Annotated in this window: 31 protein-coding genes and 2 pseudogenes; 24 read left to right on the forward strand and 9 right to left on the reverse strand. The window is 34.0% G+C overall.

The features are described from left to right. The first annotated feature begins 127 nt into the window (after positions 1-127). The 5 genes and pseudogenes from AC0OM3_RS04975 to dpaB all read left to right on the forward strand — a co-directional run. The gene (locus AC0OM3_RS04975) at positions 128-1,027 is read left to right on the forward strand and encodes a polysaccharide deacetylase family protein (protein ID WP_046946446.1); all 900 of its coding nucleotides are present in this window, start codon (positions 128-130) and stop codon (positions 1,025-1,027) included. Positions 1,028-1,113: 86 nt separating this feature from the next. Beyond that, the gene (locus AC0OM3_RS04980) at positions 1,114-2,355 is read left to right on the forward strand and encodes a M16 family metallopeptidase (protein WP_000593000.1); all 1,242 of its coding nucleotides are present in this window, start codon (positions 1,114-1,116) and stop codon (positions 2,353-2,355) included. Positions 2,356-2,490: 135 nt separating this feature from the next. Continuing rightward, positions 2,491-2,742 carry a YlmC/YmxH family sporulation protein gene (locus AC0OM3_RS04985; protein WP_001239758.1) on the forward strand — a complete coding sequence of 84 codons (252 nt, stop codon included), beginning with the start codon at positions 2,491-2,493 and terminating at the stop codon, positions 2,740-2,742. A 170-nt stretch (positions 2,743-2,912) separates the two neighbouring features. Then, entirely contained in the window at positions 2,913-3,815 is a 903-nt protein-coding gene (dpaA, locus tag AC0OM3_RS04990; protein ID WP_000954738.1) for a dipicolinic acid synthetase subunit A, read from the forward strand. Continuing rightward, positions 3,812-4,237, forward strand: a pseudogene (dpaB, locus tag AC0OM3_RS04995) (dipicolinate synthase subunit B); the annotation flags it as partial. The gene dpaA and the pseudogene dpaB, both read left to right, overlap by 4 nt. 32 nt (positions 4,238-4,269) lie before the next feature. Here dpaB and AC0OM3_RS05000 read toward each other — a convergent pair. The 6 genes and pseudogenes from AC0OM3_RS05000 to AC0OM3_RS05025 form a co-directional block, all read right to left on the reverse strand. Beyond that, entirely contained in the window at positions 4,270-5,817 is a 1,548-nt protein-coding gene (locus AC0OM3_RS05000; protein ID WP_098977946.1) for a recombinase family protein, read from the reverse strand. A 142-nt stretch (positions 5,818-5,959) separates the two neighbouring features. Then, positions 5,960-6,709 carry a hypothetical protein gene (locus AC0OM3_RS05005; protein WP_076774729.1) on the reverse strand — a complete coding sequence of 250 codons (750 nt, stop codon included), beginning with the start codon at positions 6,707-6,709 and terminating at the stop codon, positions 5,960-5,962. A gap of 75 nt (positions 6,710-6,784) precedes the next feature. Next, positions 6,785-6,946, reverse strand: a pseudogene (locus AC0OM3_RS05010) (ImmA/IrrE family metallo-endopeptidase); the annotation flags it as partial. 61 nt (positions 6,947-7,007) lie between these two features. Next, entirely contained in the window at positions 7,008-7,580 is a 573-nt protein-coding gene (locus AC0OM3_RS05015) for a hypothetical protein (RefSeq protein ID WP_095021585.1), read from the reverse strand. Positions 7,581-7,620: 40 nt separating this feature from the next. Then, positions 7,621-8,055, reverse strand: a complete 435-nt coding sequence (locus tag AC0OM3_RS05020) for an ImmA/IrrE family metallo-endopeptidase (protein WP_095021586.1) — start codon at positions 8,053-8,055, stop codon at positions 7,621-7,623. A gap of 12 nt (positions 8,056-8,067) precedes the next feature. Next, entirely contained in the window at positions 8,068-8,502 is a 435-nt protein-coding gene (locus AC0OM3_RS05025) for a helix-turn-helix domain-containing protein (RefSeq protein ID WP_063548461.1), read from the reverse strand. 155 nt (positions 8,503-8,657) lie between these two features. On the opposite strand from AC0OM3_RS05025, the gene AC0OM3_RS05030 reads away from it, so the two are divergent. The 11 genes from AC0OM3_RS05030 (at position 8,658) to AC0OM3_RS05080 (ending at position 14,122) form a co-directional block, all read left to right on the forward strand. Beyond that, positions 8,658-8,846: a helix-turn-helix transcriptional regulator gene (locus tag AC0OM3_RS05030; protein WP_076774734.1), complete on the forward strand. Its 189-nt coding sequence runs from the start codon at positions 8,658-8,660 to the stop codon at positions 8,844-8,846. Positions 8,847-8,898: 52 nt separating this feature from the next. Beyond that, entirely contained in the window at positions 8,899-9,147 is a 249-nt protein-coding gene (locus AC0OM3_RS05035) for a hypothetical protein (RefSeq protein ID WP_098598934.1), read from the forward strand. Positions 9,148-9,237: 90 nt separating this feature from the next. Beyond that, positions 9,238-9,825 (forward strand): hypothetical protein, encoded by a 588-nt coding sequence (locus AC0OM3_RS05040; protein ID WP_000537277.1) that lies wholly within the window; start codon positions 9,238-9,240, stop codon positions 9,823-9,825. 13 nt (positions 9,826-9,838) lie between these two features. Then, positions 9,839-10,060 carry a hypothetical protein gene (locus AC0OM3_RS05045; RefSeq protein ID WP_000215318.1) on the forward strand — a complete coding sequence of 74 codons (222 nt, stop codon included), beginning with the start codon at positions 9,839-9,841 and terminating at the stop codon, positions 10,058-10,060. A 180-nt stretch (positions 10,061-10,240) separates the two neighbouring features. Continuing rightward, on the forward strand, positions 10,241-10,525 hold the full coding sequence (locus tag AC0OM3_RS05050) for a hypothetical protein (RefSeq protein WP_043937853.1): 285 nt from the start codon (positions 10,241-10,243) through the stop codon (positions 10,523-10,525). Between the two features lie 279 nt (positions 10,526-10,804). Continuing rightward, complete coding sequence (locus AC0OM3_RS05055; protein WP_474211132.1) at positions 10,805-11,749, forward strand: DnaD domain-containing protein; 945 nt, start codon at positions 10,805-10,807, stop codon at positions 11,747-11,749. After that, positions 11,746-13,068 (forward strand): replicative DNA helicase, encoded by a 1,323-nt coding sequence (gene dnaB, locus AC0OM3_RS05060; protein WP_474211133.1) that lies wholly within the window; start codon positions 11,746-11,748, stop codon positions 13,066-13,068. The genes AC0OM3_RS05055 and dnaB overlap by 4 nt, the downstream gene beginning before the upstream one ends. Before the next feature lie 7 nt (positions 13,069-13,075). Beyond that, on the forward strand, positions 13,076-13,264 hold the full coding sequence (locus AC0OM3_RS05065) for a hypothetical protein (protein WP_060488440.1): 189 nt from the start codon (positions 13,076-13,078) through the stop codon (positions 13,262-13,264). Beyond that, complete coding sequence (locus tag AC0OM3_RS05070) at positions 13,239-13,601, forward strand: cell division protein SepF (protein ID WP_474211134.1); 363 nt, start codon at positions 13,239-13,241, stop codon at positions 13,599-13,601. The genes AC0OM3_RS05065 and AC0OM3_RS05070 overlap by 26 nt, the downstream gene beginning before the upstream one ends. Positions 13,602-13,673: 72 nt before the next feature. Then, positions 13,674-13,865, forward strand: coding sequence for a DUF3954 domain-containing protein (locus AC0OM3_RS05075; RefSeq protein ID WP_000512858.1), 192 nt, complete (start codon positions 13,674-13,676; stop codon positions 13,863-13,865). Between the two features lie 35 nt (positions 13,866-13,900). Beyond that, positions 13,901-14,122: a hypothetical protein gene (locus AC0OM3_RS05080; protein WP_474211136.1), complete on the forward strand. Its 222-nt coding sequence runs from the start codon at positions 13,901-13,903 to the stop codon at positions 14,120-14,122. 141 nt (positions 14,123-14,263) lie between these two features. Here AC0OM3_RS05080 and AC0OM3_RS05085 read toward each other — a convergent pair whose 3' ends face one another. Both AC0OM3_RS05085 and AC0OM3_RS05090 read right to left on the reverse strand, forming a co-directional pair. After that, on the reverse strand, positions 14,264-14,641 hold the full coding sequence (locus AC0OM3_RS05085; protein ID WP_474211137.1) for a YxeA family protein: 378 nt from the start codon (positions 14,639-14,641) through the stop codon (positions 14,264-14,266). Positions 14,642-14,849: 208 nt separating this feature from the next. Next, the gene (locus AC0OM3_RS05090) at positions 14,850-15,209 is read right to left on the reverse strand and encodes an FtsB family cell division protein (protein ID WP_474211139.1); all 360 of its coding nucleotides are present in this window, start codon (positions 15,207-15,209) and stop codon (positions 14,850-14,852) included. A 265-nt stretch (positions 15,210-15,474) separates the two neighbouring features. Between AC0OM3_RS05090 and AC0OM3_RS05095 the strand changes: the two genes are divergently transcribed. From AC0OM3_RS05095 to AC0OM3_RS05110, 4 genes are all read left to right on the forward strand, one after another. Beyond that, positions 15,475-15,786, forward strand: a complete 312-nt coding sequence (locus AC0OM3_RS05095; protein WP_474211140.1) for a hypothetical protein — start codon at positions 15,475-15,477, stop codon at positions 15,784-15,786. Between the two features lie 1,519 nt (positions 15,787-17,305). After that, on the forward strand, positions 17,306-17,452 hold the full coding sequence (locus AC0OM3_RS05100) for a hypothetical protein (protein ID WP_474211227.1): 147 nt from the start codon (positions 17,306-17,308) through the stop codon (positions 17,450-17,452). Between the two features lie 28 nt (positions 17,453-17,480). Beyond that, positions 17,481-17,963: an ArpU family phage packaging/lysis transcriptional regulator gene (locus AC0OM3_RS05105; RefSeq protein ID WP_474211141.1), complete on the forward strand. Its 483-nt coding sequence runs from the start codon at positions 17,481-17,483 to the stop codon at positions 17,961-17,963. Further along, positions 17,963-18,505, forward strand: coding sequence for a site-specific integrase (locus AC0OM3_RS05110; protein ID WP_001012164.1), 543 nt, complete (start codon positions 17,963-17,965; stop codon positions 18,503-18,505). The genes AC0OM3_RS05105 and AC0OM3_RS05110 overlap by 1 nt, the downstream gene beginning before the upstream one ends. Positions 18,506-18,867: 362 nt before the next feature. Here AC0OM3_RS05110 and AC0OM3_RS05115 read toward each other — a convergent pair whose 3' ends face one another. Then, positions 18,868-19,176, reverse strand: coding sequence for a WGxxGxxG family protein (locus tag AC0OM3_RS05115; RefSeq protein ID WP_000726422.1), 309 nt, complete (start codon positions 19,174-19,176; stop codon positions 18,868-18,870). 345 nt (positions 19,177-19,521) lie between these two features. Between AC0OM3_RS05115 and AC0OM3_RS05120 the strand changes: the two genes are divergently transcribed. From AC0OM3_RS05120 to AC0OM3_RS05135, 4 genes are all read left to right on the forward strand, one after another. Further along, complete coding sequence (locus tag AC0OM3_RS05120) at positions 19,522-20,037, forward strand: DUF3231 family protein (RefSeq protein ID WP_000512145.1); 516 nt, start codon at positions 19,522-19,524, stop codon at positions 20,035-20,037. A 564-nt stretch (positions 20,038-20,601) separates the two neighbouring features. Beyond that, complete coding sequence (locus AC0OM3_RS05125) at positions 20,602-20,772, forward strand: hypothetical protein (RefSeq protein ID WP_001293573.1); 171 nt, start codon at positions 20,602-20,604, stop codon at positions 20,770-20,772. A gap of 56 nt (positions 20,773-20,828) precedes the next feature. Next, positions 20,829-21,092, forward strand: a complete 264-nt coding sequence (locus AC0OM3_RS05130) for a hypothetical protein (protein WP_000376830.1) — start codon at positions 20,829-20,831, stop codon at positions 21,090-21,092. Next, positions 21,079-21,414: an HNH endonuclease gene (locus AC0OM3_RS05135; RefSeq protein ID WP_046946470.1), complete on the forward strand. Its 336-nt coding sequence runs from the start codon at positions 21,079-21,081 to the stop codon at positions 21,412-21,414. The genes AC0OM3_RS05130 and AC0OM3_RS05135 overlap by 14 nt, the downstream gene beginning before the upstream one ends. Positions 21,415-21,463: the final 49 nt, after the last annotated feature.

Consider the following 21,463-nt stretch of genomic DNA (forward strand, 5'->3'; position numbering starts at 1 on the left):
TTGTTATGTAAAAAACATGTTGTTCAATATATTTTTATGTCGGTATAGGTATAGTTTTCATTATAACGCTCAAATTAACAAAGATAAGAAGAAAATGTTTTTATATAGTTAATTTGGGAGGGTTTATATGAAAGTTCGTATATTGGCATACATATGTATATTTTCTTTATATGTCAGTTTAGGCTCTTATTCTGTTTTTGCACAAGATAACTTGCACGAAGAAATTCAAAAGCACGCAAAACAGTATGAGATTGCACCTCAAAATGCGATGATTGATAAAATATGGAAAGCAACACCTGGATATAATGGAAGACAAGTGGATATGGAAGCATCGTATAATAATATGAAGAAGCTAAAGAAATTTGATCAAAAATATCTTGAATTCAAAGAAGTCTCACCAAGTGTTCATTTAGAAGATTTATCACCAGCTCCAATTTATAGAGGGCATCCAAATAAAAAGATGGTAGGATTAACAATAAATGTGGCATGGGGAAATGAGTATTTGCCTCGCATATTAGAGATATTGAAAAAGCATGATGTGAAGGCCACTTTCTTTTTAGAAGGACGTTGGGTGAAAGAAAATTTGCGGTTTGCAAAAATGATTGTCGATGCAAAACAAGAAGTTGGAAATCACTCGTACACACACCCTAATATGAAAATGCTATCGTCTGATGAAATACGAGATCAGTTACAAAGAACAAATCGAATGATTGAAGCAGCTACGAATCAAAAGGTGAGATGGTTTGCACCGCCGAGTGGAAGTTTTCGAGATGAAGTCGTGAAAATTGCAGATGATTTCCAAATGGGAACGATCATGTGGACTGTTGATACAATCGATTGGAAGCGCCCTGAGCCAGATGTACTATTGCAGAGAGTAATGAGAAAAATACATCCTGGTGCTATCGTATTAATGCATCCTACTTCGTCAACAACAGAAGCATTAGATACAATGATTACAAAATTAAAGGAACAAGGATATAAAGTAGGGAATATAACAGAATTACTGGATGAAAAACGTGTGGATTAAATACATTTGCATGACATTCATCCTTAAACTTGTTATCATTAAATAATAGCACTTATTTAGAGAAACTGGCAGTAGGAGGAAAGTTTTTGATTAAAAAATATACTTGTAAAAATGGTGTAAGAATAGTTATGGAGAATATACCAACTGTAAGATCGGTTGCGATTGGTATTTGGATCCATGCAGGATCAAGAAATGAAAATGAAAAAAATAACGGGATTTCTCACTTTTTAGAGCATATGTTCTTTAAAGGGACGGAAACACGTAGTGCACGCGAAATTGCAGAATCATTTGATAGCATTGGTGGGCAAGTGAATGCTTTTACTTCAAAAGAATACACTTGTTACTATGCAAAAGTGCTAGATGAGCATGCTAAATATGCTTTAGATGTATTAGCAGACATGTTCTTTAATTCAACATTTGATGAAGAAGAACTGAAAAAAGAAAAGAATGTTGTATGTGAAGAAATTAAAATGTACGAAGATGCTCCAGATGATATTGTGCATGATATGTTAACGAAAGCAACATATGAAACGCATCCGCTTGGATATCCTATTTTAGGAACAGAAGAAACGCTTAATACGTTTACAGGTGATACACTACGCCAATATATTAAGGATCATTACACACCTGAAAATGTAGTTGTTTCAGTTGCAGGAAATATTGATGAAGCCTTCTTACAAACGGTAGAGCAATATTTCGGTAGTTATGAAGGAACAACAAACCGTGAACAAGTACATAGCCCAATTTTCCATTTTAATAAGGTAGCACGTAAAAAGGAAACAGAACAAGCTCATTTATGTTTAGGATATAAAGGCTTACAAATGGGACACGAAGATATTTATAACTTAATCGTATTAAATAACGTGTTAGGCGGTAGTATGAGTAGCCGTTTATTCCAAGAAGTACGTGAGCAACGTGGGTTAGCGTACTCAGTATTTTCTTACCATTCTTCTTATGAAGATACAGGTATGTTAACACTGTATGGTGGAACAGGTAGCCAACAATTAGATACACTGTATGAAACAATGCAAGAAACATTAGAAACATTGAAAAATACAGGTATTACAGAAAAAGAGCTTATTAATAGTAAAGAGCAACTAAAAGGAAACTTAATGTTAAGTTTAGAAAGTACGAATAGCCGTATGAGCCGTAACGGTAAAAATGAATTGCTTCTTCGTAAACATCGTTCACTTGATGAGATTATTGAAAGTGTAAACACTGTAACAAAAGAAAATGTGGACGGATTAATTCGCAATATGTTTACTGACGAGTTCTCTGCGGCACTTATTAGTCCAGACGGAAAACTTCCAAGAGGAATAAAACTATAATCAACTTTTACAATGTACCTGAAAATAACCTTCTCTCTTTTTAAAAGAGAGAAGGTTATTTTTTTTATACATATAGAATAGGTACTAATTATAGACAATGCAAATGAAAAATTCAGTAGGGGGAGTGGAGTGTGTATGCGATTAAGTGAATTAAGTGGTAAAGAGGTTGTAGATATAGAAAAAGCGGAAAAAATGGGAGTCTTAGGTTATATGGATTTAGAGATTAATGAGAAAGACGGGCAAATACAAACACTTATAATACCTGTAGGGAAGTGGGGAGGCTTTAAAAAGGAACCACAAGAAGTAAGGGTGGCATGGAGTCAAATAAAGAAAGTCGGACATGATATGCTTCTTTGTGATAGTATAGATCATTCAAATTCGGAGTGAAGGATGGCCATTTTGGTCATCTTTTTTTGTATCTACATAGAAACCTGATAAATCATATGTGCATTTGGATTTTCAATCACCATAAACTCGTACATTACATATGATGTGGAGGAAAAAGAAAAAGTAGGCACTTTTCTTATAAATGACAGAAAAAGAAGGTGAATTAGGGAATGTTGACTGAGATGCATATTGCTGTCATAGGAGGAGATGCAAGGCAGCTAGAAGTAATTCGTAAGCTAGTTGAATTGGATGCGAAACTTTCTTTGATAGGTTTTGATCAGTTAGATCATGGTTTCACAGGGGCAGCAAAAGAAAGTATACAAAATTTAGATTTCACTTCTGTAGACGCAATTATTTTGCCGGTTGCAGGTACAAATGCCAAAGGAGAAGTAGATACTATTTTTTCAAATGAAAAAGTTTCAATAACGAAAGAACAAATTGAAAATACACCAGAACACTTTACTATATATTCAGGTATTGGTACACCTTACTTGGAAAATCTCGTATCTACTACGAACCGAAAACTTGTTAAATTATTTGATCGTGATGATGTAGCAATATACAATTCTATTCCAACGGTAGAAGGTACATTAATGATGGTAATTCAACATACCGACTATACAATTCATGGGTCCAATGTAATGGTTCTAGGATTTGGTAGAACAGGAATGAGTGTTGCGAGAGCATTTCAATCATTAGGAGCCCATGTCAAAGTTGGAGCAAGACGATCTGAACATATTGCACGTATTACAGAAATGATGTTTTCTCCTTTTCATATGCAAGACATAGAGAAAGAAGTAGGAAATGTCGATATTGTAATTAATACGATTCCGCACCTCGTTGTAACAGCGAATGTTATTGCAAAAATGCCAGCTCATACGCTAGTGATTGATTTAGCTTCTAAACCAGGCGGTACCGACTTTAGATATGCGGAAAAAAGAGGAGTCAAAGCATTGCTAGCACCTGGATTACCAGGTATTGTTGCCCCAAAAACGGCTGGGCAAATTTTAGCAAATGTTCTTTCTCAGTTATTAGCAGCAGATGCAATCGCAAAGGAGGAGGAAAAGAAATGAGTTTGAAGGGGAAACGAATTGGTTTCGGATTTACAGGTTCACATTGTACGTACGAAGAAGTAATGCCTCATTTAGAAAAATTAATTGCTGAAGGAGCAGAAGTACGTCCTGTTGTTTCATACACTGTTCAATCAACAAATACTAGATTTGGAGAAGGAGCAGAGTGGATTAAGAAGATTGAAGAAATAACAGGTTTTAAAGCAATTAATTCAATTGTTGGAGCAGAGCCACTTGGACCTAAAATTCCATTAGACTGCATGGTAATCGCTCCTTTAACAGGAAATTCTATGAGTAAATTTGCAAATGCAATGACAGACTCTCCAGTACTAATGGCAGCAAAAGCGACGCTAAGAAATGGCAAGCCTGTCGTATTGGCAGTTTCGACGAATGATGCTTTAGGATTAAATGGGGTAAATCTAATTACACCAACAAGGTGACGACAAAGCATAAACGCTTATATGTCGCCATCTTGAGGGAGCTTAGGGTAAAGCACAAGTTCGAAATCATCGAGCCTTTGCCACTTTTCCTTTTTATAAACAGCCTTTTCTAAAACCGACTTTAGGAGGCTGTTTTTCTTTTTGGGATCATCTGTTTTAAAGTACAGATCAAGAACATGCTCTACTTGAGGTATTGTATCTTTCTTGACTTTTTCCTTCTTAATTTCTGTTTTAATTTCTTTCTTTAAGTTTTCCATAGTGGAAGTAATTTCAGTTATACGGTCAGAAACTACATTCGAGCGTTCTAAAAACATATCGACTGTGTAAACGCCACGTTCTAATAAATCATGTAAATTATTTTTTTGTTTTTGGACATCCACTAATTCTTTTTCAAGCTTGCGTAATGCAGCTTCATTCATTTGAATGACTTGTGTTTCTTTTAATTTGTCATCTTGCTTATGTTTTTCAAAATCAGCTTTATAATTGATGTACCATTCTTTTAATGCCTCGAGTAAACGCTTCTCAATTAATTCAGTGTAACTTGATTTGTTTTCACAGCCCCGGTGTTTACAATCCATCGTTTCTTTTCGGTTCTTCGGATAACGTTGGACCATGCTATAACCACATTTACTACATTTAATAATGCCAGCTAGAGGATTTTTAATTCCGTTCGTATTGTAAGGAACGTGATATCTTGAGTTTAATTTTTCTTGTACTTGTTCAAACAAACTTTCAGGTATGATTGGCTCGTGTTTACCATCGGCAATAATCCAATCCGATTTATCTTGTCGTGCACAACTTCTTTTTACAGCATCAGGTCGTTTTACTTCTTTTCGCTTTTGCCATGTTACTTTTCCGATGTACACATTGTTTTTTAATATATCTAAGATGCTGTAGGGGTTCCATTCATTACCTAGCTTACTTTTGTAGCCAAGGTCATTTAACTTGCTTCTAATTGCATTTGCTCCCATATCCTCATTTGCATACCAATCAAATATCATTCTAACGACAGAGGCTTCTTCTGAATTAATTGTTAAAGTACGTTCTCGCTTATTTAAACGATGGATATTATATCCGAATGGTGCATGTGTACCAAGGTAATTTCCAGCCTCTACACTAGCGACACGACCACGTTGCATACGACGTGTAATAATCTTTAACTCCTTACGAGCCATAAACGCTTCAAATTCGCTATATTCTTCATCCCACTCATCATTAAGGTCATAAGTCTTTCTAGGTGTCATAATCTTCGTATTCGAGCGTTTAAACGTCTCTAAAATGATTCCTTGCTCTTTCATACCACCACGACCTAAACGGTCCATATCCATACAAAGAACAACATCATATTTGTTATCTTCAATTTCTTCAAGCAGTGCTAACATTTCAGGTCGTTTCACTAAACTCTCACCAGAAACGATTTCCTCACGAACAGCTAAAACATTTAAGTTCATTTCCTTGGCAATTTTTAGCAGGGTAGTGCGGTGCTTTGCTAAAGTTTCGCCTTCGCCTCGGGCTTCAGCTTCAAGATCAGCGCGGGATTTTCTTAGATAAATTGCGGTTTTCATAGGTAGACCTCCTTGTTAGTATCCATTATATAAAAAATAAAGTTGTAAAGAAGTAAATAGTTAATAAAAAAGCCCTTTAATTGGGCTTTTTCAATTTCGATGTTACTTTTATTTTGAGCTTTAGAGTTGTATTGTTTTAATTTTAAGGAATTAAAGTATATTTTTGATAAACTTTAGCTGAAAAATCACATACATAAAAGACCTCTTCTTGTGATTGTTTTTCTAAAAAACAAACTGTTCTTTTTTCATCCAGCATGTAACCGTGAATTATTTTTTCGCTTCGGAATATATCTTCACTTACTAGATTAATTAAATATGAAGTGGGAAATTCTTTAGTGATTTTTGTTAGAGTAACGGTGTAAAAATACATTAGAATTACAGGGAAAGTATTAATAATTAATATTGAACTTAAATTGATAGATTTGAGTACAAATTCGTAATAGAAAAAAAAGTAAAAAATTATACTTGTGATTAAGTTTAATAATATTAAAATAAAAACTATTCTTATAAAAGAATTGTGGTGCTTAAATTTTTTTATAAGAAAGCGGGAAACAATAAGTGAAATGAGTGAAATTATAAATAGCCATGTACTCCAAAAGTAAGTTTTATGTAGAGAATTTGAATTGTCATAATCAAAAGAATTCGGAAATTTACTACCGAAAGTGTGGGCTAATAGATTATAAACAAATAAGGCATAGACAACAGCAATTATAAATTGCCACACTTGTAAACTTTTATTAGTGCTTTTGTCTAAGAATAATTTATCGATATGAGTAAGACTTTTAATTTTAATAAACTTATTTCCTAAGAAGTATAATAAGGATGCAATACAAGTTACTAAAGTAACAAGCGCAGGTCCTGAATTTAAAATAGTATTTTTAATAAATTCCATCTGTTAATTCCTACCTTTTAAGTAATATTTATATTTTGTAATTCCTAACTTATAAAGTTGTATTTTAAATTCACATTAATAGGTCTTTAAACGAGCAAAATCCCCTGGAATTCCATAATTTTCAGCTATCTCTTGAATTGATAGATTAGTATTTTGGTGTTCAGAAATCATTTCATCAGATAGTAGGAGTTCGAATGCAAATGTATTTGCTTTGGGGTGTAATAGAGCATGCCCTAATTAAAAAGCTTTAGATTACGATTAAAATTCTTCTACAATTGCCTTACCTTGTTCAAGTTGTTTAATTCCTAACTTTGTTGCACCTTGCTATTTTATCTTGATAATCAAGTGCCTGTTTTTTTGCGATCGGATTATCATCCATTTTTTCTAATTGAGATAACGCAGAACGTGCTGTATCACAATCCATTTTTTCAATTTCTTGTCTCTCGAATCGTTCACGGCGAGAGGCTGCCGCCCTATCGAAAGCTTCCTCTTTCTCTTTTGGATCAGCGGCTTGAAGTTTTCTTATTTGCTCCTCCTTGAATCGCTCCGATTCGGGTCCTTCTATTTTTGGTGCTGATTGATTACTGGAATCATTTTCGTCGAGTTGTTTTTGTTTTTCTTGATTCTGATGTTGCTCTGCTTTGGCTGCTTGTTCTTTCTTCGCTTTTTCTTCCGCTTGGCGTTGGACTTCAGCTTCTTGACGTTGTTGTTCTTCTTGTTTTACTTTTTCTTCTACCTGACGTTGTTCTTCTACATTCTTTGTTTCTTCTTGTGCGTGTTGTTCGTCTTCTTTAACTGGATTGTTAGTATCACAACCAACTAGTCCAATAGATAAAAAGAGCGCTGTAAATGGTACTAGGTACTTTTTCATTATTAATCCTCCATAAGTTAATAGAATTACGTCTGCTTTCTTAATAAACGTAAGTTTTTAAACGGGCGAATCCTCCAGGAATCCCATGAGCCTCCGCAATTTCTTGAATAGATAAACGAGTATCTTTATAAGCAGAAATCATTTCATCGGTAAGTAACAATTCTACAGCAAATGTATTTGCTTCGATTTCTAAGCGATCCACTGAAAAGAAGGTTTGGTTACGCAAGAAGGGGGTATTTGCTTTAGGATGAAGTACAGCATGACCTAATTCATGTGCACAAACAAATTGTTGAGTGGTTTCGTTAATTCGATTATTAATATGAATGAATTTAAAGCGTTTATAAGTGTTGTAAAAACCAAGAGTATTCCCAAGGTCTTCAAACAACACTATAATATCTTTTCGTTTAGCAATTTCAAAGGGGTTTGTTGTGCCGTGTTTTTTTACGATTTTTATTACGTAGTCTTTAATTTTCATTTCTCGCTCCGTTCAATCTTTTTTATACTTGTTTGGAGTGAATTTTTGTTTTGCTAATTGTTTTGCCATGCGCATAGAGTTTTCTAGAGAAATGCGAATCATTTCTTTTGTATGTTCGTCTATTGGTTCTCCATCAAACATTAAAGCATCTTCGCTATTTTCTAAGTCCTTTAAAGTCTTTTCCAAGTCACGAGCGATATCACGAGTATCTTTTTTGTTTAAATCAGGAAGTGTATTAGATACTCTTGATTCATCTTCTCTTCCTAATAAATAATCTGTTGTTACTCCTAAAACATTCGCTAAATCTTTTAGCATTTCGTTTGAGGGAGTGCTATGACCATTCTCATAGTTACTAATGGTGCCTTTAGTGGTATTTACTTTATCGGCTAATCCTTGCTGAGTGAGCTTACGCGTTTTACGCATCTCTTTTAATCTTTGTCTCAACATTTTTAGCACCTCCCGTTAATAAAAAGTACAAAGATATTGTACCTTATAAAGATGGATTGTAAAACTTTGTACAAGATAATTGTACAAATATATTGACGTACAAGAATCTTATACATATAATAAAAGTACAAAATACTTATACAAGGAGCGAGACAGTGAACAAAAATATCAAATTAATTAGAGCTAGGAAAAAAAGTAAGTTAACGCAACAAGATCTTGCAAAAAAAATGCAAGTTACAAAATCTACAATAAGTAATTGGGAAAATGGTTATAGTAATCCAAATCTTGAAAAGGCTATTAGATTAGCCGCTATTCTTGGTAGTGATGTAAAGGATTTAATTTGATGTACAAGAGTACAAGAATCTTATACTTAATAAATGGAAAGCAGGTGAGAAAATGCCATCAACTAACATGGCAGTACCAACAGAACGGTCGCATAAACATATAAAAAGCACTTCAAGAGGTGACACCATGAGCCAACAAGAAGAATATGCGGCGACTTATGAATTTGGAAAAACGAAAGTCCATGTTGTGGCTCCTGAGCCAAAATCGCAAAAGGATATTGATAAAATCCGCCAAGCATATTACAAGGCTGGTTGGGCCATCATCAAAGAGATACAAGTAAAAGCAAACGTTGAGGAATAGTTCCTCTCTTTTTATACGAAAAGTAGACAAGTTACATATGTACTAAGTTCATTGTAACCATTTGAAAACTAAATATGGAGGCGAACAGATATGGGAACAAGCATATACTGCAATTCAGCGATAGGGGAATTATTACAGAATGCTAGAGAATGTTGTGACAATGTTCAGCTGAAAACGAAGAAAGGGCTATCTAAGTACCTTGGTATTACACATGAACGATTAACCCGTATTGAATCTGGCCTTTCTAAACCAGAATTTGAACTTGCGATGGATTGGTGCCATGCAACAGGAGCAAAGTTGAATCAACAAGCGATTAAACATATTTATGGTGTTGGGTTGCCGCCTACAGATCCACGCTTAACTCAAGATGTAAATCTACAATTGATGAACTACATTAAACAGGCTGAAGAGGGGATTGCGGCAGCTAAAGAAATTATGAATCTACAAGTTACAACAAGGTCATGGAAGCATGATGAAAAAAAGAAACATGAATACGCAGTTCATGCAAAAGAAATCTTCGATACAATCCAAGCTACTCAGTGTGTAGTACAAGCTCTTGAGCAAGTTCATTTTGGCATTATGGAACAAATACAAAGAAGTTGGTTACAAAAGGCTATGGCGGAAAACGTTATTATTCAATCGGTGGATAGCTTAATGAATTTAACAAAGGTGCTGTAAAGGAGGAAGGAACATGACAGTAGATTACAAGAAACCGAGTCTAAGAGAATATAAGGAATTAATTCGTTATGATGCAAAACTAACTGGTGAAATTAAAATAGCAGAATTACTTAATGAGGATGTAAAAACAGTTGAGTTAAAGCAAGAGAAGAAATTATTGGGGATTCGAATCAAAATTATTGAAGCATCATTTATTTTGAAACATAAATGGGTAAATAAAAAAGCTACCGCCTAGACAACAGTAGCTCTGAAAAATATCGTAAAGCAATTATAACATTATATAAATCATTTGGACAAGCCGCTGTGCTTGTCGTTATGACCAGAAAGGAATTATTCCTCCCTTACCTCTACAATGTTCCTTTCTGGTTGTAACGATGCGTACAGCATCAATTTAATTAGAAAGGAGATGTAATTCATGAACGATAAAAACAATCGTCTTCATGATCTTGTTCTTCCTGGGGATTTTTCATTTGCGAATAAACTTCGTAACTGTATGAGTGAATGTATTTATAACATGTTTAATGCAGAATCAACTGAAGAATCAAATCACTGGGAAGAAGAGCTAGAGCGATGTATAAGGGAATTTAAAATGCTTCGTGATACAAAAGAGGAACATGAGGCATCGATGAGTTATCGTGTAGTGATTAAAGATTTAAGAGCAAGAGGAGTTAACGCCTCATTAGTAACACGTAGAAAATAAAAAGATCTATCACTTGGCAGAGTGATAGACAAACGGTCTTGCAAAAGATCTTGGAATTAATTATATCAAATTAGCATTCGTATAACAACGGAGTGTGCTACATGCTTTTAGACAAATCGTTACAGAGAGTGTTGCTGAACCCTAAAGTGTTTCAACAAGCAACATCAGAGCAACACCTAATTTACTTAATAAGACAATATCTCAAAATAGGATATAAGAATTATCGCTTATTACGTGTAGAGGACGGATTCGCGATATGTAAACGGGAGGATGAATAATATGGCAGTTTATAGACCAGTACACGTTTCATTTTGGCAGGATTCATTTGTTTTAGATCTTACACCGGAGGAGAAGTATTTTTACTTATATTTGATGACAAACAGTAAGACGTCTCAATCAGGAATCTATGAGCTTCCACTTCGTATCATTGAAACTGATACAGGATATAATCGTGAAACTGTTATGAAGCTATTAGAACGTTTTGCTGAATACGGAAAAATTAATTACAACAAAAAAACAAAAGAGTTGTTCTTAATCAACTGGTTAAAATTCAATCCAATTAAAAATGTAAACATTGAAAAGTGTGTCTTAAAAGAGATTCAATCTGTGAAGGACCAGGATTTTTTAGTTGATTTCTATGAAACTTGTTTGCAATTAGAAAAAGAGCAAGATTTTAAAATTCCTCGTATTAAGGAGTATTTATCAGCCCGTTTGGAGGGGCTGATAAGGGGCTTCCAAGACCCTAGTAAGGAAGAAGAAAAAGAAAAAGAAAAAGAACAACAACAAGAAGAACGCGCAGGCGCGGAAGAAGTTGTTGAGGTTAATCCAATTTCTTTTTACGAGCAAAACTTCGGATTCATTACACCTTTTATCGCAGATGGTATTTATGCTTGGATAGATGATTTAAATGCAGAGTTAGTTATTAAGGCTATGGAGATTGCTTTAGAGAAGAATACGAGAAACATGTCTTACGTAAATACGATTTTAAGAGATTGGCATCTTAAAGGCTTTAAAACAGTAACTGATGTTGAGACAGCTGATAAAGCATTTCGTGCTCAGCGATTAACGAAAGCTCAGCAACAGACACAAACACCTTATCAACAAAAAGGCTTATCGGAATCTACTAAAAACGTAATACAGCAGCAACAAGCATGGGAGCAGAACATTCCAACAGAAGAAGAACTTGCAGTACTTAACCAACAGAATGCGTGGTTGGCCAAATGAGTAACGATATGATTCGCAATGTTGAAGCTGAACAAAGTGTTTTAGGTAGCATAATCCAAGAAGGCGATCTAATTAAAGATTGTCAGCTAAAGGTAAAACAGTTTTCTTTACCAACGTACCAAGTGATTTTCAAGGCAATGAGAGAATTAGAGGATGCTGAGGTTCCGATAGATCTTGTTGCTCTCATTGGAAAATTCGATGAAAGCTTTATGCATCAAATTGGCGGAATCGAATTCTTTGTAAACCTGACGGAAGTTGTAACAACAACTAAGAACTTCTCATATCACGAAGGTTTAGTGATTGAAGCTTGGAAGATGAGACATGCTCAGGAAGTTGCTGGTAATTTATATAACCGCCTTCAGCAAGATAGGGACATGAGTGCTATTAGTACATCAATTGATGAATTAAGCGCCATTGAAGAAACGGGTTACTCAGATGAATTTAACTTGAAAGATACGCTTGTTGATTTGTATAAGAACATGCAAATTGATGTAGGAGATTTAACCGGTATACCAACTGGTTATGACGACCTGAACAGAATGACAGCAGGGTTACAAGAAGGTGATTTAATTATTGTTGGGGCCCGACCTTCAATGGGGAAAACAGCATTCGTATTAAACGTTGCTTTTCATGCAGCAAGCGCTCATACAGCAACAGGAATCTTCTCGCTCGAGATGGGGGAGGAACAGCTACTTAAGAGGATGATTTCAAGTACTGGAAATATTGACGCTACGAAATTAAAGAATCCTAAGAAGCTATGTAATTTAAAGGATTGGGAAAAGATTAGTCAAGCGATGGGGTTGATTAATGATTTGCCATTAGAAATTTATGATAAAGCAAATGTAACGATGCAAGAGATTTATGCAAAGGCTAGGAAATTAAAGCGTAAGTACCCTGATAAAAAGGTTTTAATTGCAATTGATTACTTGCAGCTTATTGTAGGGGATCCAAAGCATAGAGGGAACCGCATGCAAGAAATCGGTGAGATTAGTCGTAAGTTAAAACTGATGGCAAGAGAATTAAATGTATGTGTAGTTGCATTATCACAGTTAAGTCGTGCTGTTGAGAGTAGGCAAGATAAGAGACCATTGCTATCAGATTTACGTGAAAATGGTCAAATTGAGCAAGATGCGGATTTAATAGCATTCTTATATCGTGAGGATTACTATGACCGCGAAACAGAAAATAAAAACATAACAGAAATTATTTTAGCGAAACAGAGGAACGGTCCAGTTGGTGTTGTTGAACTAGCATTTATTAAAGAATTTAGTAAGTTTGTAAATTTAGAGAGAAAGTTCAATCATCAACAGGAGGCTTAATTTAATCATGTTGTTACGTCAGGAAGTAGAACGTAGAAAACTAATAATCATTCGTAAATTATTGGGGTTAGGATTAACTGAAATTAACGGACAAACATTGGATCAACTAACGTTAACGCAGCTTGAAGGGATTTTAATTGCAAGCTTGCAGGTATTGGAGGGCGAAAACAATGCCAAAGCAATTAACAATTTTTGATGTAGAACCAGTTGTATCATTTGATTCTAAGAAAGCTCATATTCACCGTTTGAATTCAAAATTAAGGTATACAGATGTGGTTGTACAAATACCACGTCAAGCCAAAGCGATTGATGAATTAAAACCGACGACAGCTCCTGATGAGCGTTTTGAGTTATTTGAAGATTACACGATTGGAATTTGGCGTTACAAACGAGCGGAGGATAAACAATTTGCATGGGAAGAGGCAGAAAAAATATGTAAGCAAGCAAGGGATGAAAAAAAGCCGATTCCAATACGGCTCCATTTGTCACTTGAACAAGCATTTGTTCCAGAAAATGTTGTGCAATATCTATAGACAAATAAAAAAAGCTGAGATCACTCTCAACTTACTTCGACAAAGTAATTATAACATATGGGAGTGATCTTGGTGGGAATTAGAAAAGAAAATCTTGTTGAAATGACAGCTGAAATAGATTTGAAAACAAACGGAATATATGTTGTTAAAAATGGTCAAGTTCAACTAATAGAACCACCTCAAGGTGGATTTGGTGAACAATCATTTGTATATCAAAGTGGAAAAGTAATTCGTATGGAAGAACGAAAAACACAGTTACTTTAATCAAATTTGAATTTTATAGAAAAGTAGGTGGAGAAATGGCTAAATACGAAAAGCCTAGATGTGATTGTGGCAGTCCACTAGCTTTTAGAGGTTATATATACGCTGTTACAGGAGTAACGCAAAAAGGTCTTCCTAGTATGTATAGACCTTTACCAATTAAAGGTTTAGACAAAGGTGAAGATTTGTTTTGTTGGGATTGTAGAAAAAGCTATGAAATAGGGAAAGACCAAAAAGGAAGAATAGTAAGGGTAAATTGAACAAAAGCGTTATTTTGTTGAAAAGTAAATTGTTAAAGGGTGAAAGATCCAGGCCTTTGCATGGATGATGGAAGGTGAAAAAATCAACATAAAAGACACTCTATCATGTATAAGGGAGTATCTTTTATGTTGATTGGGTAGCTATTCAATATGTAATTTTTCTTTTACTTTTAAAGGTAAATCGTCTTTTTGAACTTCTTCGTAGGATTTTATCTCTCTATGATTTATCTCTGTATTGTTTTTATCTTTTTGATCGACATAAAGGCGTATGAAGGCATTTTCTTTAAGGGGTTTATTTTCGGGTTTTACACTTCCAAACGTAACTGTTTTTTCTACCCCATCCTGATTATAAGTAGATAAAGTATAGAATCGTTGGTTCTTTTTTATCTCACCATTGTTTGTAATTTGTACATAGTATTGTTCGGTTCCCATTCTATTTATAGTAGGTGATCTTTCACATCCAATAGCAAAACTAGAAAACAGTGCGAATAATACAGATATAACTAATGATTTTTTCATATAACTCTCTCCTTGTTTGTGTATATAGAAAATTATAGTAAAGAGTTTATAGTGAAAAAATTGATTTTAGTGACATTAATATTACAAAACTGTAAGGAGTAGCTCATTAAGGGTTTTTAATAAAATAGTTATTTAATAGAATTTTGATAAAAAGCGATGATCATTAAATCGCTCCATGATTAATGACCATCGCTTATGTATTGAAAAGTTATTCAGTTATTTGAAATATAGTTTCATCAGGTCTGGAGAATCCATACAATTTTCTTGCGAACTTTAAAATACCTTCTTCGCTCTCTGTTAAAGTTTTAATATCGTTTTCAAAATAACGTCCTATAAGTTCTAATTCAGACAACTTTTTCTTTTCTTTATTAAGTGTAATTTGTTTTTCTTGAATCATTTGTTCTTGCTTATAAATGCAGATTTGAATGGAAATAACCATAGGTAGTATAAAAGCAAGTGCTAATAAAAGACGACGTCTTAGCTTTTTATTTGTTTGTTGATTCTTGTTAGGATTAATTTGTTTTTTTGAGATTGATTGTTGTGGTGGTAAATTTGGGACACTCCCCATTTTAAAGCCTCCATTACTTATGTATAGAATTTAAATTGTTTAAAAGTATTATATATGCTAAATAGATAATTTTGAACCTATTTGGATAAAGAGAGGTTTTATGAACTTTAAATAAAATCCTTATTTGAAAATTAAAGAGCGCCTTCCAAGGCGCTCTCAGACCAAAACTAATATTGAAAAAGGATACCCAAGATATTGTATGTATGTTCTTACTAAGTGTGCAGTTTTAAAACAAAATCGTTATTTGAGAGAAAGGTGAGACGGGATGATAAAGATAAGTAAATTTGAAGAATTTGAAGAGAAATTACGTCGGCACAATAAACGAATGGAAGAAGATGAAGAATATAGAGCGGCTACAAAATTACTTACATTTCCTGCTGGTCAGAAGCTTGAATTAGTGATTGAGGTAACGGATGAATATTATAGTCATAATTTACACAATTTGCTTAGAGGGAATATAGAAGGTGCTGAATTGCTGGGGTTTAAGGTGACTGAGCTTGTAATTAACCCAGTAGAAAGAGAGAAGAGCGCGGTAAGAAAATTCTTAAGGCAGGCAGCACATGATTATAAATTATAATCAAAACGCTATTTTGTACTGAGTAAATGTTGATGTTTATTAAAATGATAAAGCAGCTAGCTCAATGAACTAACTGCTTTATCGTCCAACAAGAACAATACCCACAATACATTGTAACTTAAGGTTACAACTATAGTATGAGTAGAAGTGAAAATGTTATGCAAGAAAGTTAAATAAAAACTTCATTTTAAAAAACAAAGCAGCTAGCCGAAATAGCTAACTGCTTCGTTGTACAATTTTAGAAGTTACAATCGATACGGATATATGTTGTAACAAAAAGTTACAACTATAGTATAAACAAATATCAAAATATTATGCAGGTAAGAAAACTAAACAAAAATTTCATTTTGTAGAAATAAGGAAACTAAAAAAGAGCACCATGCATAAGTGCTCTTTAAGGAGGTAACACTTTGAGCTGGGTCTAGGTTAGAAGTATATGGTGTAAAAAAAGAAATAAGACCAGAATTTTATTATTAACTCAATATAAAAGAGCAGCTAGCAAAAGCTAACTGCTCAGCCCTCAGAGAAAGGGGAAAAGAAAATTACAGAGGTCACTGTTAATTCAAGCTGTATCAGCCCATTTATAGTATTGGACAGAATTTAGAATTTTATTCGGACAAACTAAAAAAGAGCAGTTATCATAGCTAACTGCTCTCACAAACCCTGCAACAATGGACTACTTTGGGGAAAAAGCAGCTTGTACTTAGTATTAACGGAATATTGGATTTTATTCGAGGGAATGAAAATTTGAATTACTTATAAATTCCTAATACCTAAAAGAGCAGCTAGCAAAAGCTAACTGCTCTGTGAATAAGAAGAACATAATGATCATTCGTATTCAACCTTGGTGTATCTATATTGTAAACATGTTTTAGAAATTTATTCAATATAAGAGCAGCTAACAAAAGTTAACTGCTCAAGTAGATACAACTTGGGTAAGAAGCAAGTTGTATTGTGATTAGTATTGTTAGAATATCGAATTTTATTTGTTTTAATAAAAAGCAGCTAGCAAATGCTAGCTGCTTGGCTGGTTCTCCGTGGGGATCGGAGAAAGGTTAGGGATTCATTAAATGAGTTCTGGCTATTGCCTGCCTATCTACATTATTGACAGAATGTTTATTAAATAATCATAGTGGTAATTTATTATTTGTTTTAATTTAAGGCTGGGTCCAAAAAAGTGACATACCAACAAAATATAAAATTATTAAAAGGAAAATTGCTATGAAAATAACTAAAAAAATCTTTTTCATCAGTAGACCTCCTTTATGAAGAATATTAACACCTATCCAGAATTTGAACAAAATAATCCTTTTAAAGTGAGGGTGGGAGAATGAAAGCTTTGAAGAAACAGCTTTATGCAAGCGGGTATTTTAAAGTGAAAGAAAACAGAATATAGTCCGGCTAGAAAACTAGAGGACACCAATTCATTAAAGCAGCCATTAAAGCTGTTTTAGGAATAGGTGTCCTTTTTATTTTGAAAAGGGAGGTGGGGAAATGAAGGCATTAAGAGATCAGCTACGTGAATGGAAAAAGCAATCAAAACAAGCAAAGAAAAAAACAAGAAAAAAAAAGAAAAGAAAAATTAAGTACTCGTGACATTGAAGATTTAATGGGAATTCGTGGTCCTCGCTATGAACGTAGACGCGGAGCTTTAAGACAAAAGTAATTAAAAAATTAAAAAGGAGTGGTCTTACATGACTAAACAATTATCTTTCTTACCAAAAGTTGATAGAGCAGCGACACAAGAGGAATTAGAAGGTGTGTTGGAAAGCGTACGTATACATAGACAATTTGGGATGATGCGTAAAGAAATGAAAGTCACTCCTTCTTATGAAATACGTGAACATGGTCCTACACATGCAGTTGTTAAGCCGTTAGAAGATGTTGCTATAGCAAATATTCAACAAAGCAAACGAGAAGAGTGGCTTGAAAGAATGTCAATACGTATTGATCAGTTTCTAAATCGATTAGGAAACGGACGTGCAGGAAGCATTCAAAGAGATATTATTTATAAACGGTATTTAGAAGAAGAGGACGTATGTGATTACATGGTTTATAACGAAATAGGGATGTCTGAGCGTACTTATCGACGTTGGAAGTCTAAAGCGTTTTATAAACTTGCTTTTGCACTTGGATTAGAAGTTTACGAGACAGAAGAAACGGGAGGTAATGAATAATGAATTTCGTTCAACCAATACGTGATCCAGAGCAAATACAGCAGCTTAAAGAGTATTTTAAGGAAAAGAGCTTACGTAATTATATTCTCTTCATTATGGGTATTAATACAGGTCTTAGAATCTCAGATATTTTGAAACTGAAGGTAGGAGATGTTAAGGGCAGTCATATATCTATGAGGGAAAAGAAAACAGGGAAGCAGAAACGAATACAAATTACTGCATCTCTTAAAAGAGAACTTAAATGGTTTATTGAAGAAAGAGAAGACAATGAATATTTATTACAAAGTAGACAAGGTAGGAATCGTCCAATTGGTCGTAGCATGGCATATAAGATATTAAGCGGAGCAGCCGCAGAGTTTGGGTTAGATGAAATAGGAACGCATACACTGAGAAAGACGTACGGGTATCACATGTACATGCAAACGAAAAATATAGCATTACTCATGGAGATATTCAATCACTCGTCAGAGAAGGTCACACTACGTTATATAGGGGTAAACCAAGATGCAATGGATAAAGCAATGACTAGGTTTAAAATCTAAGCATTGCTTTTTCTTTTTAAAACTATACAGTTACTCATAAATTTCATACTGTGTAACTCAAAAGAGAAAGTGGAATAAAATCAATGATAGCAAGGGATTTGGCTAAGGGGTCAGTTACACACAATATAAGATATGGGTAAGTGAAGCAACGGCATAAAACAAAAGCACAGTTTATCAAATGGACGTAAAGCTTCATTATCATCAAGTTAAGAAATTCATTGTTTCCAATTAATAGTATCCATTTTTATGTAGTTGTTATTGATTTTGAAAAAATAAAAAATCGCCTCATTAAAGGCGATTCATAGTTTATTCATTTTGCATTCTTTTGATAAGTAAGTATCTTTTAAATACAATGTTCTATATTAACGTCTTTCTGGTTCTTTTTCTTTTCTTCTAAGACCAAATAAACCTGCTAGTCCTAATAAACCAAGCCACGCCCAATTATTATTATCATCACGATCATTGTTCAAATCATTTGTTGTATTCACATTTCGAGTTCTAGTATCATTATTAACTCTATTCATGTTATTGTCATTAACTCGAGTTGTAATATTATTATTATTATTAACTCTATCCATATTATTTCCATCGTATTCAGCATGAACATTGGTACCAAAAACCATAATAGTTAGTAATAGAGCACTTAAAATAGATGAGAATTTTTTCTTCATAGTTTTCCCTCCTTTCATATTCAGTAATGTCTCCAGTTTCTTTAGACAATATTCGTTTGAAAATATATAAAACCATTTGAATTGAAATTATGATAAACATCTTTAATTTTTATTATTAAAAGTACTTATAATAATGGATTAAGTTAATTGAAATGTATTTATTATTTATAAGAATAAATTTTTAGTAACGGTACATTCTATGAGGGAAAATTACTATATTTAGGTAAGGTGTTCCGTATGAGTTATAAGAACTTATTTTCTTTAATCCAGAACATGGTTAGGAAAATTTTTTCTATAGTAAGTATTGTTGCTAAAAGTTTAATTTCTTTAAGGAGGAATATTTTTATGGGGATTTTAAGTGGAAATCCACAAAATGAACCAATGCACTACGGGGAAGTCTTTGGGATTTGGAGTTATCTTGCAGGAGCACAAGGCACAATTGCTGGATATCAAGTTCTTATTAACCACACAGGAGATGAGGACTTAAAGAAATTTTTAGAAAACCTTGTAGAGAATGATATCCAATCAGAGGTTGAAGAATTAAAAAACTTATTAAAATTAAATGGAGTTGCATTACCACCAGCACCTCCAGAAAGACCAGTTGCATCTATTGAAACGATTCCTCCTGGTGCTCGTATTAATGATGCGGAAATTGCAGCTAAAGTTTCTATGGATCTTGCCGCTGGGCTAGTAGCATGTAGTCAAGCTATGGGACAATCTCTTCGAGAAGATGTTGGAATGATGTTTGGTCAATTTCATATGAAAAAAGCACAAGCTGGAGCTATATTGCTTCGTCTGAATAAGAAAAAAGGTTGGATTATTCCACCTCCATTACATGTTCTACAATCAGATCAAGCATAATAACAAAAATAAAATTTAATCTATTCTTTATGGCTGTTGCAGTGAGGTAGTCTAAGGAAATAAAGGTTATTAGCGAATTAAAATAAGTGGCAGAGTCATGACCGCTTTTTGGCAGTAAATGTGCCGATTGTTTTGGGATTAGCATGTTATATTTGTATTGTGAGTAGTGGCGGAAAATAACGCTCACAAGATTCCTGATAATTGAAAATGGATCGTCATGACCGGTGGCGGTGGTTGTAGATTGGATGAACAATTGTTTCTTGTTTTTACATTCAATTGCAATTCACATTATGTAGATGGAGAAGGGCTTTTGCTCTTCTTCCAGTTACTTAATATTGTGGGAGTGAATGAATGTAACGGTATTAAGTGATTGAAACAAGAATAAATACCGTATTTATATAGTAATAACAAAAGATTTTGACGAAAGAGCAACTGGTGCACGGTTGCTCTTTCATTATGCAAAAATTGCATGAGTAATGTCAGGATTAAAAGAATAGCATATTATCTTTCTCGATGTACATATTAAGTAAAGTATTTAATATCATACATAAAAGGCGGGGTAATATGAGTGAAAATAAGAAAAGTAAAGAATTGAATAAGGTGAAGAAGTATTATTTTAATGAGGATAATCAGCCAGTAGCTGGCATAGAGTTAACTTTGCCGCCTGATATAGGAAGTATGTTAGACCCGAAATCAGAAGATGATGATGAAAGTAGAGAAAGTAATAATGAATAAGTTTAATCTAAGCATCCATTCGGGTGCTTTTTATTTTGGTTAAGGAGTGAGGGGAATTGGATAGCTTTTTAAATGGTAGAATCGCTGCACTTGGTCTTATACCCATCGATAAGAAAGCATACATCAAATACTTTAAGCCTAATGAGAAGGCGTATAAGAAGGTTGGGATTGATGTTAATCGATTTAAGTATTATAAGCTGTATGAACAGAAGCCGATGTTTTACTCTGTAGAATATCTCACGCAAACACCAATAAAAGATTTATTGGAAAGAGATAGAGGAAATCAAACACGCTGGGTAAAGACAGATGAAAGAATATAAAACCAAACAAGAGAAGCGTAAGTTCTATGACAGTGGCGAGTGGAAGAGTATACGCGAGCAAGTAAAGAAGCGTGACAACTATGAATGTCAGGAATGTAAACGGAATGGTCGTGTTCAAACAGACAATAATGAATACAGTGAGAGTGCCAAGCGTAAAAAGATACAACTCGTTGTCCATCATATAAAAGAACTAGAACATCATCCAGAACTTGCGTTAGAAATAAACAATTTAGAAACAGTATGTGTGGATTGCCACAATAAAGAACACGGTAGAACATTCAAAAAGAAACAGAATAAATGGGAACACGATGAAAAGTGGTAAAAATGATTCGAAAACAGTCCCCCCCTTAAAATATTTCATCAAAAAATGC

This window comes from Bacillus sp. FAU20, from assembly GCF_056033865.1.